Consider the following 12,857-nt stretch of genomic DNA (forward strand, 5'->3'; position numbering starts at 1 on the left):
AGGCGCCCCCGCGGCCGCCCGCCCGCTCCGCGTGGCGGCGCCTGGCCGCCCCCGCCGCCGTGCTCGCCGCGGTGGCCGGCGCCTTCGCCTACGTGGGCGCCGTGGACCCCAACGAACCGGGGCACTACCCGGCCTGCCCGCTGCTCAGCGTGACCGGTCTTCACTGCCCCGGCTGCGGCGGCCTGCGCAGCGCCCACGCCTTCGTCCACGGCGACCTGGTCACCGCGCTGCAGTCCAACGCGCCGGCCGTCGCGGGCTACCTGCTCTTCGCCGTCCTGTGGACCGTCTGGGCGGTGCGGGCGGCGCGGGGACTGCCGGTGCGGTTCGAGCCGCGTCCGGCCCAGCTGTGGGCGGCCGGCGCGGTGCTGGCCGTGTTCACCGTCGTCCGGAACCTCCCGTTCGGGTCATGGCTGCACCCCTGAGGGCACCCGTGCACACCTGATGCCTTCTGCCGGGAAACGTCCAGGTAGTGGGACCGGCGGCGCCGGGATGCGGGAGCGGGGGCCGCCTGCGGATACCATCGCAAGTGACCATCGGTATCGAACGGAACCGACCACCGTCACGGAAGGGGGCCGCTCGCGTGAGTGTGCTCGACGAGATCATCGACGGAGTGCGGGCCGACCTCGCGGAGCGGCAGGCGCGCGTCGGCCTCGACGAGCTCAAGGAGCGCGCGGCCAAGGCCCCCGCCGCCAAGGACGGCGCCGCCGCCCTGCGCGGCGACGGCGTCAAGGTCATCTGCGAGGTCAAGCGGTCCAGCCCGTCCAAGGGCGCGCTGGCCGCCATCGCCGACCCGGCCGGACTCGCCGCCGACTACGAGGCGGGCGGCGCCGCGGTCATCTCGGTGCTGACCGAGAAGCACCGGTTCGGCGGGTCGCTGGACGACCTCGAGGCGGTCCGGGCCCGGGTGGACGTCCCGGTGCTCCGCAAGGACTTCATCGTCTCCTCCTACCAGCTCTGGGAGGCGCGGGCCTACGGCGCCGACCTCGCGCTGCTGATCGTGGCCGCGCTGGAGCAGTCCGCCCTGGAGTCGCTGATCGAGCGGGCCGAGTCGATCGGACTCACCCCGCTGGTCGAGGCGCACGACGAGGACGAGGTCGAGCGGGCGCTGGACGCGGGCGCCAAGGTCGTCGGCGTGAACGCGCGGAACCTCAAGACGCTGGAGGTGGACCGCTCCACCATCGAGCGGGTGCTTCCCGAGATCCCCCCGCACGTCGTGAAGGTCGCCGAGTCCGGCGTCCGCGGGCCGCACGACCTGATCGCCTACGCCAACGCCGGGGCCGACGCCGTCCTGGTCGGCGAGTCGCTGGTGATCGGCAAGGACCCCAGAACCGCGGTGGCCGACCTGGTGGCGGCGGGAGAACATCCCGCGATCCGGCACGGGCGCGCCTGAGGACGGGTAGCCTGACGTGGTGTCCGCCGAGCCGCAGCCCGATGAGAGCCGTGGGTCCGCGGGTGCGTGCCGCACGGTGCGCGCCCCGGAGCCGTGCCTCGGTCAGGGCTGCCCGGCGGAGCCCGCCGAGGAGCGCTTCGCGCGACTGGCGCGCGGCTGCAAGCCGCGCGGGTGCCGGGCGCCCGCCCGGCGGGCGCGGGGCCGCAGGGTCCGGTACGTCATAGGGGACGAGCCCGGGCAGGTGAACGGGATGCGATGGCGCGGGGGCGAAGCCCCACGCCGAACCGACATCACCCGTGCCCACCTGTGAGGTGACCCTTCGCATGTCCAGTCAGTTCTTCGTGCCCGATCCCGAGGGACACGTCCCCACCGCCGCCGGCTACTTCGGCTCCTTCGGCGGCAAGTTCATCCCGGAGGCGCTGGTCGCCGCCGTCGACGAGGTCGCCGTCGAGTACGACAAGGCCAAGGCGGACCCCGAGTTCGCCCGCGAGCTCGACGACCTGCTGGTGCACTACACCGGCCGTCCCAGCTCCCTGACCGAGGTGCCCCGCTTCGCCGAGCACGCCGGCGGAGCGCGCGTCTTCCTCAAGCGCGAGGACCTCAACCACACCGGCTCGCACAAGATCAACAACGTGCTCGGCCAGGCCCTGCTGACCCGGCGCATGGGCAAGACCCGCGTCATCGCCGAGACCGGCGCCGGCCAGCACGGCGTCGCCACCGCCACCGCCTGCGCGCTGTTCGGCCTCGACTGCACCATCTACATGGGCGAGGTCGACACCGAGCGGCAGGCCCTCAACGTCGCCCGGATGCGCATGCTCGGCGCCGAGGTGGTCGCCGTGAAGTCCGGCAGCCGCACCCTCAAGGACGCCATCAACGAGGCGTTCCGCGACTGGGTCGCCAACGTCGACAACACCCACTACCTGTTCGGCACGGTCGCCGGTCCCCACCCGTTCCCCGCCATGGTGCGCGACTTCCACCGGGTCATCGGCGTCGAGGCCCGCCGGCAGATCCTGGAGGCGGCCGGACGCCTGCCCGACGCGGCGGTCGCCTGCGTCGGCGGCGGTTCCAACGCCATCGGCCTCTTCCACGCCTTCATCCCCGACGAGGGCGTCCGCCTGGTCGGCTGCGAACCGGCCGGCCACGGCCTGGAGACCGGCGAGCACGCCGCCACCCTCACCGTCGGCGAGCCCGGCATCCTGCACGGCTCCCGCTCCTACGTCCTCCAGGACGAGGAGGGCCAGATCACCGAGCCGTACTCCATCTCCGCCGGCCTGGACTACCCGGGCATCGGCCCCGAGCACGCCTACCTCAAGGACAGCGGCCGCGGCGAGTACCGCGCGGTCACCGACGACGCCGCCATGCAGGCGCTGCGCCTGCTGTCCCGCACCGAGGGCATCATCCCGGCGATCGAGTCGGCGCACGCCCTGGCCGGCGCGCTCGAGGTCGGCCGCGAACTGGGCCCGGAGGGCCTGATCGTGGTCAACCTCTCCGGCCGCGGGGACAAGGACATGGACACCGCCGCCCGTTACTTCGGGTTGTATGATGCCGACGCGTCGGTCGCCGCCGACCAGGCAGGCGACGGCGCGGAGATCGAGGGGGACGCCAAGTGACCGGTAACCGACAGCTGTTGAGCGACACTCTCGCCGCCGCGAAGGCCGAGGGCCGGTCCGCGCTCATCGCGTACCTCCCGGCGGGCTTCCCGACCGTCGAAGGCGGCATCGACGCCGTCAAGGCCGCCTTCGACGGCGGCGCCGACGTGGTCGAGGTGGGCCTTCCGCACAGCGACCCGGTGCTGGACGGCCCGGTCATCCAGACCGCCGACGACATCGCGCTGCGCGGCGGAGTGAAGATCGCCGACGTGATGCGCACGGTCCGCGAGGCGCACGAGGCCACCGGCAGGCCGGTGCTGGTGATGACCTACTGGAACCCGATCGACCGGTACGGCGTCGAGCGGTTCACCGCGGAGCTCGCCGAGGCCGGCGGCGCGGGCTGCATCCTGCCCGACCTGCCGGTCCAGGAGTCCGCGCTGTGGCGTGAGCACGCCGAGAAGCACGACCTGGCCACCGTCTTCGTGGTCGCCCCGTCCAGCCAGGACGCGCGGCTCGCGGAGATCACCGAGGCGGGCAGCGGCTTCGTCTACGCGGCCTCGCTGATGGGCGTCACCGGCACCCGGGCGTCCGTCGGCGAGCAGGCCCAGGAACTGGTGCGGCGCACCCGCGCCACCACCGACCTGCCGGTCTGCGTGGGCCTCGGCGTCTCCAACCGCGCCCAGGCGGCCGAGGTCGCGGGCTTCGCCGACGGCGTGATCGTCGGCTCGGCCTTCGTGCAGCGCATGCTCGACGCCGGTGACGACGCGGACGCCCGCCGCGAGGCGGTCCGGGCGCTCGCCGCCGACCTGGCGGAGGGCGTGCGCGGGCGGGCGTAGGCCCGTCAGGCCCCGTACGCGACCCGGCGGAGGGCCGGTGGAGAAGGGGCCACTCACTCGAACGGGTGGACATGGGACCGGGGAGGCGCGGTGCGCCTCCCCGGTTCGTTCTGCCCCATGTGAGTGAGAAGAACCGAGACGGAAAGCGCAGCGCCCGCCAGCGCCTGGCGATGGAGCGCGAGAAGCAGAAGAGCGCGGAGAAACGCCGCCGCGCCCTGATCGTCGGCGGGGCCGTGGTCTGCGTCCTGGGTCTCGCGGCGGCCGTCGGCGTGCTCGCCGCCAACTCCGGCGATGACACCAGCGACGCCGAGGGCCCGGCCGTGGCGCCCTCCGGCGCGGGCGGTGAGAAGAAGCTGGCCGTGCCCGTGGGCCGCTCCGGCGCCCCTTCCACGCTCGTCATCTGGGAGGACTTCCGCTGCCCGGCCTGCAAGGCCTTCGAGACGGCCTACCGGTCCACGATCAACGAACTGACCGGGGCGGGCTCCCTCAAGGCCGAGTACCACCTGGTCACCCTGATCGACGGCAACCTCGGCGGCAGCGGCTCCCTGCGCTCCGCCAACGCCGCCGCCTGCGCCCAGGACGCCGGGAAGTTCCCCGCCTACCACGACGTCCTCTTCGACAACCAGCCCGCCGAGACGGACGACGCCCTCGCCGACAACGGGAAGCTGATCGAACTGGCCGGCAAGGTCCAGGGCCTCGACACCCCCGCCTTCCGCACCTGCGTCAACGAGGGCACCCACGACAGCTGGGTCCGCGACTCCGACGAGGCGTTCCGCGCCGGCGACTTCAGCGGCACGCCGACGGTCCTGCTCAACGGCAGGAACATCTACCAGGACCGCTCGATGACGCCCGCCAAGTTCAAGCAGCTGGTGGAGGCGGAGGCGGGCCGTTAGGCCTCCCTGCGGCCCCGCCCCGTTATGGAGCCGTTGCCGGGCCGCCCGCCTTCCCGGCGGCCCGGCACGGTAGCGTCGACCCTGCCATGGAACTTGCCTACATTCCCAGCCCGTCGCGCGGGGTGCTGTACCTCGGTCCCGTCCCGCTGCGCGGCTATGCGTTCTGCATCATCATCGGCGTCTTCGTCGCCATCTGGCTCGGCAACCGGCGCTGGATCGCCCGTGGCGGACGGCCGGGCACGGTCGCCGACGTCGCGGTGTGGGCCGTGCCGTTCGGCCTGGTCGGCGGCCGCCTCTACCACGTGATCACGGACTACCAGCTGTACTTCGGCGCGGGCCGTGACTGGGTGGACGCCTTCAAGGTGTGGGAGGGCGGCCTCGGCATCTGGGGCGCGATCGCCTTCGGCGCGGTCGGCGCCTGGATCGGCGCGCGCCGCCGGGGCATCCCGCTGCCGGCGTACGCCGACGCGGTCGCGCCGGGCATCGCCCTCGCCCAGGCCGTCGGCCGCTGGGGCAACTGGTTCAACCAGGAGCTGTACGGCCGTGAGACGGACCTCCCGTGGGCGGTCCACATCACCTCCTCGCTGGACGGCCGCGTGCCGGGGTACTACCACCCGACCTTCCTCTACGAGTCGCTGTGGTGCGTCGGCGTCGCGCTGCTGGTCATCTGGGCGGACCGCCGGTTCACGCTGGGCCACGGGCGGGCGTTCGCGCTGTACGTCGCCGCGTACTGCGCGGGGCGGTTCTGGATCGAGTACATGCGGGTCGACGAGGCCCACGAGATCCTCGGCCTGCGGCTGAACAACTGGACCGCGGTGCTGGTGTTCCTGCTGGCCGTGCTGTACCTCGTCCTGTCGGCGCGGAAGCGGCCCGGACGGGAGGCGGTCGTCGAGCCGGGCGCGGAGAAGGACGACGACGCGGCGGACGCCGCCGGCTCCGACGCGGGCTCCGGCTCCGACACGGGCTCCGGCTCCGACGCGGGCTCCGGCTCCGGCGGGGACGAGTCCGCCGGCGCGGCGGGCCGGACGGACGCCAAGGGCGAGTAACCCCACCACGCGCAAGCACCAGCGGCCCGGCGCCGCGCCCCGGTCCCCGGGGCGCGGCGCCGTCGCGTGTCCGGCCCCCGCGCCCGCGGGAGGCGCGCCACCGGGGCACAGGGGGTCGTGCGCGAGCGGGTCCCTCCGCCTGCGGGCGGTCGTGCCGCCGGGGCGGAGCGGAGGCGGCAGGCGCCGTGTCCGCAAGGGGAGGCGCGGGGCGGCGGCGAACCGCGGGTGGGGACCGCCGCGCACCGCGGTGGGGGCGGGTCAGCGGGGGGCGGCGAGGGCCAGGGTGCGGTGGGCGGAGGTGAGGACGGCGGCGTCGACGAAGCGGCCGTCGGGGAGGGCCTGCGCCCCGGGGCCCGAGCGGCGGGCCGCGTCGAGGACCTCCTCGGCCTCCTCGACCTCACGGGCCGTGGGGAGGTACGCCCGCTCGATCACCGGCAGCTGCCGCGGATGGATCGCCGCCCGTCCCAGGAACCCCAGGGCCCGCCCCCGCGCGCATCCCGCCGCCAGCCCCTCCAGGTCCCGGACGTCCGGGTGCACCGACTGCGCGGGCGGGTCCAGCCCCGCCGCCCGCGCGGCGACCACCACCCGCGACCGGCACCAGTCCAGCCCCGCGTCCTCCCGCACCCCCAGGTCCGCGCGCAGGTCCGCCTCGCCCAGCGCGAGCCCTCCCACCGCCGGGTCCGCGCGGGCGATGCGGAACGCCTCCTCGACGCCCAGCGCGCTCTCCAGCAGCGGGTGGAGCCGCGGCACCGCCCGGCCGAGCGCCGCCGCCCGCCCGGCCACCCGTGCGACCTCCTCCGGGGAGGTGACCTTCGGCAGCCGCACCCCGGCGAGCCCGGCGCACGGCAGCAGCGCCTTGAGGTCGGCGGGACCCTCCGGCGTGGACAGGGCGTTCACCCTGACGTGGACGGGAACCGCCCGCGGCTGCGACAGCAGCTCGGCGGTGGCCTCCCGCGCGTACTCCTTGCGCCCGGGCGCGACCGCGTCCTCCAGGTCGACGATCACCACGTCCGCTCCGGCCCGCAGCGCCTTCGCGACCACCTCGGGCCGGTCGCCGGGCGCGTACAGCCAGGTCAGCGGCGGCCTCGCCGCGCTCATACGACCCCCTCCCGCCGCAGCGCGGCGATCTCGTCCCCGTCCAGCCCCGCCTCGCGCAGCACCGCCTCGGTGTCCGCCCCGTGCGGCCGCCCGGCCCAGCGGATCGCGCCGGGCGTCGCGGAGAGCCGGAACAGCACGTTCTGCATCCGCAGCTGCCCCAGTTCCGGATCGTCCACGGTGGTGATGGTGCCCAGCGCCCGGTACTGCGGGTCCTCCATCACGTCCCGCACGTCCTGGACCGGCGCCACCGCCGCCTCGGCCTTCTCGAAGGCGTCGAGCACCTCCGACCGTCCGCGCCGGGCGATCCACGTCCCGACCGCCTCGTCCAGCACGTCGGCGTGGGCCGCGCGCCCCGCCCCGGTGGCGAACCACGGTTCCCCGGTCAGCTCCGGCCGCCCCACGAGCCGCATCACCCGCTCCGCGACCGACTGCGCGGAGGTGGAGACGGCGACCCACGTGCCGTCGGCGGTCCGGTAGGTGTTGCGCGGGGCGTTGTTCTGGGAGCGGTTGCCGGTGCGCGGCTGGACATGGCCGAGCTGGTCGTACCAGAGCGGCTGCGGACCCAGCACGGTGAGGATCGGCTCGATGATCGCCATGTCGACGACCTGCCCGCCGCCGGTGCGGTCCCGGGCGGCCAGCGCGGTCATCACGGCGTAGGCGGTGGCCAGCGCGGCGATGGAGTCGGCGAGCCCGAACGGGGGCAGCGTGGGCGGCGCGTCCGGCTCCCCGGTGACGGCGGCGAAGCCGCTCATCGCCTCGGCGAGGGTCCCGAAGCCGGGACGGCGGGCGTAGGGGCCGGTCTGCCCGAAGCCGGTGACCCGGGCCAGCACCAGGCGCGGGCTGACGGCGGACAGGGCCTCCCAGCCCAGGCCCCACCGCTCCAGGGTGCCGGGCCGGAAGTTCTCCACGACCACGTCGGCGTCCCGGGCCAGCCGCAGCAGGGTGTCGCGGCCGCGCGGCACGGACAGGTCGAGGGTGATGGTGCGCTTGTTGCGGCCCAGCAGCTTCCACCACAGCCCGACCCCGTCCTTGGCGGGCCCGTGCCCGCGCGAGGGGTCCGGCTTCGACGGATGCTCCACCTTGATCACGTCGGCGCCGAAGTCGCCCAGCAGGGTGGCGGCGAGCGGCCCGGCGAACAGGGTGGCGAGGTCCAGCACCCGCAGCCCGGACAACGGTGCCGGTCCGGACGGCGCGGGAGAAGCGGGCGGTGGGGTCGTGGGCCGGGTCATGACGCGTACCGTGCCTCGATCTCGGAGCGGTAGGGCATCGCCGCCGACGCCCCCGGCCGCTGCACCGACAGGGAGGCCGCGGCGGCCGCCCAGCGCAGGGCGTCGGGCATCGGGCGGCCCTCGGTGAGGGCGACGGCGAGGGCCCCGGCGAAGGTGTCGCCCGCCCCGGTGGTGTCCACCGCCCGCACCCGGGGGGCGGGGACCGGTACCGGATCGGCGCCGCGCGCCGCCCAGAGGCTGCCGGCCCCGCCGAGGGTGACGACCACCTCCGGCACCAGGTCCAGCAGGGCGAGCGCGGCCTCGCGCGGGTCGGTGACGCCGGCCAGCGCGGCGGCCTCGTGCTCGTTGGGCAGCAACAGGTCGACCAGCTCCAGGAGTTCCGGCGGCAGCGGCCGGACCGGGGCGGGCGTCAGGACGGTGCGGACGCCGTGCGCGCGGGCCACCCGGGCCCCGGCGACGACGGCCTCCACCGGGATCTCCAGCTGGAGCAGCAGCAGCCCGGCGCCGCGGATCGCCTCCTCGTCGCGCGGGGTGAGCGAGGTGAGGCCGGCGTTGGCGCCGGGAACGACGACGATGGAGTTGCCGCCCTCGTCGTCCACCACCACGTGGGCGGTGCCGGACGGGCCCTCGGCGGTGCGCAGACGGTCGGTGACCACCCCGGAGGCCTCCAGCGCGGAACGCAGCCGCAGGCCGAACGCGTCGTTGCCGACCGCGCCGATCATCGTGACGGAGGCGCCCGCGCGGGCCGCGGCCACCGCCTGGTTGGCGCCCTTGCCGCCGGGCACGGTGCGCAGCTCCCGGCCGGTGACGGTCTCCCCGCGCTGCGGGGCCTTGGCGACGTGGGCGACGAGGTCCATGTTGGCGCTGCCGAGGACGGCGATGCCGCTGACGGTGCTCATGAGGTGGCGGTCTCCAGGACGGTCCGGGCCGGCCGGGCCTGGTCCTGCCGCGGGCCGGGGGAGCAGAGGTGGGCGGTGGTGCGGCCGAGGGCGTCGAAGCCGACGCCGTCGAACCCGGCCACGGTGGTGGCGAGCCGGTTCCTCAGCGGCGCGGTCCACCGTTCGGGCAGCGCCTCGGGGGAGCCGGCGAGCAGTCCGGCGACGCCGCCGGCGGTGGCGCCGTTGGAGTCGGTGTCCCAGCCGCCGGAGACGGCCCGGCAGACCGAGCCGGTGAAGTCGCCGTCGGCGTGGGTGAGGGCGGCGGCGATCAGGGCCGTGTTGGGCACGGCGTGGACCCAGTGGTAGCGGGCGTGCTCGGCGTGCAGCGCGTCCACCACCGGCTCGAACGCGGCGGCGTCACCGGCGTGTTCACGGGCCAGCCGGACGGCGTGCCGGACCGCGCGGGCCAGCCGGGAGGCGGGTGGGACGACGGCCAGCCCGGCCCGCAGGCAGCCGTGCACGTCGCGCCCGCCGCCCGCCGCGGCCGCGATCACGGCGGCGGCGAACATGGCGGCGTGCACGCCGCTCCCGGTGTGGCTGAGCACGGCGTCGCGGTGCGCCTGCGCGGCGGCGGCGCCCGGGTCGCCGGGGTTGGTCCAGCCGTGCACGTCGGCCCGGATCAGCGCGCCGATCCACTCGCGGAACGGGTTGCGGTGGCGCGCGGTCCGCGGGGGTTCCACCCCGGACAGCAGGTTGCGGTAGGCGACGCGTTCGGCGGTGAACAGGCGGCCCGCGGGCAGCTCGTCGAGCCAGAGGCGGGCCACGTCGTCGGTGGTGAACGACCGGCCGTGGCGGCGCAGCAGGAGCAGGCCCAGCAGCGCGAAGTCGAGGTCGTCGTCCTCCGGCATGCCGTCGATGTTCTCGGCCAGCGAGGTCGGGGCCGAACGGCGGTTCCAGGGGTGCGCGGCGGCCAGCTCGGCGGGCAGGCCGCGGGCGGTGAACCAGGTGGTGAGCGGCCAGTTGCCGGTAGCGCGGGCCAGGGCGCGGATGCCGTCCAGGGGGAGCTTCTCCACCGGCTTGCCGAGCAGGCAGCCGGCCGCGCGGCCCAGCCAGGCGGCCTCCAGCCGGGCCGCCGGCGGCACGGCGCCGGCGGCGGGGGCGGCGGAGGGGGCGGGCCAGTCGGGGCAGAGCGCCCTGATCCGGTCCAGTTCGGTGGGTTCGGCGTCGGCCAGCGGGGAGGGCAGCTCGGCGAGTTCGTCGAGGAGGTCCTCGGCGAGGGTGCGCAGGTAGCGGGAGACGGGGGCGGGGGAGGCGCCCGAGCGGTCCGGTGCCTCCGGTCCGCCGGCCGCGCGCCAGCGGGCGGCGACCGCGGCGACGATGGCGGGGGAGCGGCCGTCCTGCGCGGCCTGCCGCAGCTCGTGGCCGAGCAGGTCCTCGGGCTGTACCCAGGTCATCCGGAGCACGGGGCGCCTCCGATCGCGGTGAACGCCGCCTCGTGGGCGCGGCGGCGGGCGACGTCCCGGGCGAAGACCTCCCGCGCCACGGCGGTGAGGGAACGGGCGGGGCCGTCCAGGTCGAGGCGGCTGGCCTCGGCGACCCGCCCGGCCCATCCGGCGGGCGCGGGGGAGCCGAGCGCGCCGGCCAGGGCGCCGGCCATGGTGGCGATGGAGTCGCAGTCCCGGCCGTAGTTGACCGAGCCGAGCACCGCCTGTTCGTAGTCCCCGCCGGCCACCAGCAGCAGCCCCAGGGCGACGGGCAGCTCCTCGATCGCGTGCAGCCGGGACGGGCGGCGGGCGCCCAGCGAGGGCGCGCGGTAGTCGGGGCCGACGGTGTCGAACGGGGCGACCGCCTCGCGCAGCGGGCCCAGTGCCGCCTCGAACTCCGTGTGGCGGGCGGCGGTCTCGCAGACCGCCTCGACGGCGGCGCGGGTGCCGTCCTTGGCGAGCGCCAGACAGGCCGCCACCACCGACTCCGGCGTCGCCCCGGGCGCGCAGGCCGCGGCGACCGCCGCCGCGAAGACGCCCGCGGCCTCCCGCCCGTACGAGGACTGGTGCGCGCCCGCCACGTCCAGCGCCTCCGCGTAGGCGGCCGCCGGATGTCCCGCGTTGACCAGGCCGACCGGCGCCATGTACATCGCGGCACCGCAGTTGACGATGTTCCCGCAGCCGGCCTCGCGCGGGTCGACGTGCCCGTAGTGGATCCGCGCCACCAGCCACTTCTCGGCGAGGAAGATCCGCTGCAGCGGAAGCGCCTCCGCCTCCAGCTCGGGGATCCAGCGCGGGGTGCCCATCAGGTCGGGCACCAGGTGCTCGGCGACCGCGTAGGCGTCCAGGTGGTCGCGGACCCGCTCGTAGACGCGGATCAGCGCGTGCGTCATCAGGGTGTCGTCGGTGACGTGCCCGTCGCCCTTGTGGTACGGCGCGACGGGGCGGGCGGTACGCCACGCGTCGCCGTTCCAGGGGCCCACGACGCCCCGGACGCGGCCGCCGTGACGTTCCAGGATCTGCTCGGGGGAGTACCCCTCGACCGGGCCGCCGAGGGCGTCGCCGACGGCCGCGCCGGTCAGCGCGGCGGCGACCCGGTCGTCCAGGGACGGGGACGGGGACGGGGGCGGGGGCTGGGGCGCCGCCGTGGCGGCGGACCCCGCCGCGGCGGGGTTCCCGGCCGGGCGGGGACGCGGGTCCCGGTCGTCCTCCGGGTGACTTCCCCGTCCGTCGAGTGGCCTTTCGGGCGTGATGCGCGTCATGGGCGGAATCATCCTCCGGCGGACGGGGGCCGCACGGCTTCGAGGCGTTCGGCGAGTTCCACCAGGTCGGTCCCGGCCAGCCGGGGCAGGACGCAGCCGGAGAGGGTGCGGCAGGCCTGTCGCCAGGGCCCGGGGACGGCCGCGAGGCCGCCGAGTGCGCCGGTGAGTGCGCCGGTGAGGGCGGGCGCGGAGTCGGCGACCCGGGAGAGGCAGGCGGCGGCGGGGACCGCCTCGCCGATCCGCCCGCCGGACGCCAGCGCCAGCGCGAGCGCCACCGGCACCGTCTCGGCGGCGGCGATGCCGTAGCTGTACACGTGGTCCACGATCTGGTGCTCCAGCAGCGGCACCAGCGCGAACGCGCCCTCGGCGGCGTTCTCCCGGGCCAGGTGCAGGGCGTGCCGGGCGTTGCGGCCGACCTCGGAGGAACCGGGCAGCTCGGCCAGCGCGGCGGCCACGCAGGCCTCGGCGTCCGCGCCGGCCAGCGCGAGGCAGACCGCGGCGGCCATCGCCCGCGCGCCGTGCACGCCGTCGCCGTCCTGCGAGTAGCGGGCGTCGAACTCGGCCAGTTCCGCCGCGCCGCGGGGATCACCCGGATGAGCGACGGCCAGCACGCACGCGCGTACACAGGCCGCGTCGTCGAAGTAGTGCGGGTTGTCGTGACCGGTGGCGGGCGGCCGCAGACCGGTGGCGAGATTGCCCAGGCCCGCGCGGACCGAGATCCGGGCGCGCAGCGGGACGGCGGCGGACTCCGCCTCGGGCGCGGCGCGCTCCGCCTCGGCGACCTCGTCGGCGACCGCGATCCACGCCAGGTCCACGGCGGCGCGGATCCGCCGGTCGCGGCCCAGGTCGGGCAGGAGGGCGTCGTCGCCCGCCCGCAGCAGGGCCTGCGCGGTCCAGGCCGCCCACTCGGCGTCGTCGGAGGGGCCCAGGCGGAGCGGGTCGGGCGGCTGGTTGAGGGCGATGGGCACCGGCAGGGTGGTGGTGGCGTTCTGTTCGGCGAAGGTGTCCAGTTCCCGGGTGAGCCGCCGGGTCCACTCCGGCATCCGCGCCGCCCGGTGCCGCGCCGCGGGCCACCCGGCGGCGTCGCCGGCCGCGAGCCCCAGCAGCATGCCCGTCACCCGCCGCGGCCCGCCCGCCGGCTCCCGCCGCCCG

General features: G+C 76.1%; 13 protein-coding genes. 7 read left to right on the top strand and 6 right to left on the bottom strand.

Annotated features, from left to right (window positions below; all coding sequences use genetic code 11):
* Positions 1-41 precede the first annotated feature (41 nt).
* The 7 genes from A2U95_RS16150 to lgt all read left to right on the top strand — a co-directional run bounded on the left by A2U95_RS16150 (position 42) and on the right by lgt (position 5,754).
* Positions 42-422, top strand: a complete 381-nt coding sequence (locus A2U95_RS16150) for a DUF2752 domain-containing protein (RefSeq protein ID WP_166025278.1) — start codon at positions 42-44, stop codon at positions 420-422.
* Positions 423-580: 158 nt separating this feature from the next.
* On the top strand, positions 581-1,390 hold the full coding sequence (gene trpC, locus A2U95_RS16155; protein WP_166023158.1) for an indole-3-glycerol phosphate synthase TrpC: 810 nt from the start codon (positions 581-583) through the stop codon (positions 1,388-1,390).
* A 76-nt stretch (positions 1,391-1,466) separates the two neighbouring features.
* The gene (gene trpM, locus A2U95_RS33565; protein ID WP_166025280.1) at positions 1,467-1,700 is read left to right on the top strand and encodes a tryptophan biosynthesis modulator TrpM; all 234 of its coding nucleotides are present in this window, start codon (positions 1,467-1,469) and stop codon (positions 1,698-1,700) included.
* 13 nt (positions 1,701-1,713) lie between these two features.
* A complete protein-coding gene (gene trpB, locus A2U95_RS16165; RefSeq protein ID WP_166023160.1) occupies positions 1,714-3,000 on the top strand; it encodes a tryptophan synthase subunit beta in 1,287 nt (428 codons plus the stop codon).
* Positions 2,997-3,815, top strand: a complete 819-nt coding sequence (gene trpA, locus A2U95_RS16170; protein WP_166023162.1) for a tryptophan synthase subunit alpha — start codon at positions 2,997-2,999, stop codon at positions 3,813-3,815. Before trpB ends, trpA begins: the two co-directional genes overlap by 4 nt.
* 119 nt (positions 3,816-3,934) lie before the next feature.
* A complete protein-coding gene (locus tag A2U95_RS16175; RefSeq protein WP_166023164.1) occupies positions 3,935-4,708 on the top strand; it encodes a DsbA family protein in 774 nt (257 codons plus the stop codon).
* Between the two features lie 86 nt (positions 4,709-4,794).
* Positions 4,795-5,754 carry a prolipoprotein diacylglyceryl transferase gene (lgt, locus tag A2U95_RS16180; RefSeq protein ID WP_166023166.1) on the top strand — a complete coding sequence of 320 codons (960 nt, stop codon included), beginning with the start codon at positions 4,795-4,797 and terminating at the stop codon, positions 5,752-5,754.
* Positions 5,755-6,012: 258 nt separating this feature from the next.
* Here lgt and A2U95_RS16185 read toward each other — a convergent pair whose 3' ends face one another.
* The 6 genes from A2U95_RS16185 to A2U95_RS16210 are packed head-to-tail and all read right to left on the bottom strand — an operon-like array spanning position 6,013 to position 12,814.
* Positions 6,013-6,852, bottom strand: coding sequence for an HpcH/HpaI aldolase/citrate lyase family protein (locus tag A2U95_RS16185; RefSeq protein ID WP_166023168.1), 840 nt, complete (start codon positions 6,850-6,852; stop codon positions 6,013-6,015).
* Positions 6,849-8,081, bottom strand: coding sequence for a CaiB/BaiF CoA transferase family protein (locus A2U95_RS16190; RefSeq protein ID WP_166023170.1), 1,233 nt, complete (start codon positions 8,079-8,081; stop codon positions 6,849-6,851). Before A2U95_RS16190 ends, A2U95_RS16185 begins: the two co-directional genes overlap by 4 nt.
* On the bottom strand, positions 8,078-8,980 hold the full coding sequence (gene rbsK, locus A2U95_RS16195) for a ribokinase (RefSeq protein WP_166023172.1): 903 nt from the start codon (positions 8,978-8,980) through the stop codon (positions 8,078-8,080). The genes A2U95_RS16190 and rbsK overlap by 4 nt, the downstream gene beginning before the upstream one ends.
* Positions 8,977-10,422: an ADP-ribosylglycohydrolase family protein gene (locus A2U95_RS16200; protein ID WP_206282895.1), complete on the bottom strand. Its 1,446-nt coding sequence runs from the start codon at positions 10,420-10,422 to the stop codon at positions 8,977-8,979. The genes rbsK and A2U95_RS16200 overlap by 4 nt, the downstream gene beginning before the upstream one ends.
* Positions 10,410-11,705 carry an ADP-ribosylglycohydrolase family protein gene (locus tag A2U95_RS16205; RefSeq protein WP_166023176.1) on the bottom strand — a complete coding sequence of 432 codons (1,296 nt, stop codon included), beginning with the start codon at positions 11,703-11,705 and terminating at the stop codon, positions 10,410-10,412. The genes A2U95_RS16200 and A2U95_RS16205 overlap by 13 nt, the downstream gene beginning before the upstream one ends.
* 8 nt (positions 11,706-11,713) lie before the next feature.
* Positions 11,714-12,814: an ADP-ribosylglycohydrolase family protein gene (locus A2U95_RS16210; RefSeq protein ID WP_166023178.1), complete on the bottom strand. Its 1,101-nt coding sequence runs from the start codon at positions 12,812-12,814 to the stop codon at positions 11,714-11,716.
* Between the last annotated feature and the right edge of the window lie 43 nt (positions 12,815-12,857).

The organism is Streptomyces chilikensis, assembly GCF_001642695.1.
Classification (GTDB): domain Bacteria; phylum Actinomycetota; class Actinomycetes; order Streptomycetales; family Streptomycetaceae; genus Streptomyces; species Streptomyces chilikensis.

Excerpts from the sequence above, each read along its gene's own strand:
- trpB (WP_166023160.1), top strand. The coding sequence starts at position 1,714 with ATGTCCAGTCAGTTCTTCGTGCCCGATCCCGAGGGACACGTCCCCACC.
- lgt (WP_166023166.1), top strand. The coding sequence starts at position 4,795 with ATGGAACTTGCCTACATTCCCAGCCCGTCGCGCGGGGTGCTGTACCTC.
- A2U95_RS16185 (WP_166023168.1), bottom strand. The coding sequence starts at position 6,852 with ATGAGCGCGGCGAGGCCGCCGCTGACCTGGCTGTACGCGCCCGGCGAC.
- A2U95_RS16190 (WP_166023170.1), bottom strand. The coding sequence starts at position 8,081 with ATGACCCGGCCCACGACCCCACCGCCCGCTTCTCCCGCGCCGTCCGGA.
- rbsK (WP_166023172.1), bottom strand. The coding sequence starts at position 8,980 with ATGAGCACCGTCAGCGGCATCGCCGTCCTCGGCAGCGCCAACATGGAC.
- A2U95_RS16205 (WP_166023176.1), bottom strand. The coding sequence starts at position 11,705 with ATGACGCGCATCACGCCCGAAAGGCCACTCGACGGACGGGGAAGTCAC.
- A2U95_RS16210 (WP_166023178.1), bottom strand. The coding sequence starts at position 12,814 with ATGCTGCTGGGGCTCGCGGCCGGCGACGCCGCCGGGTGGCCCGCGGCG.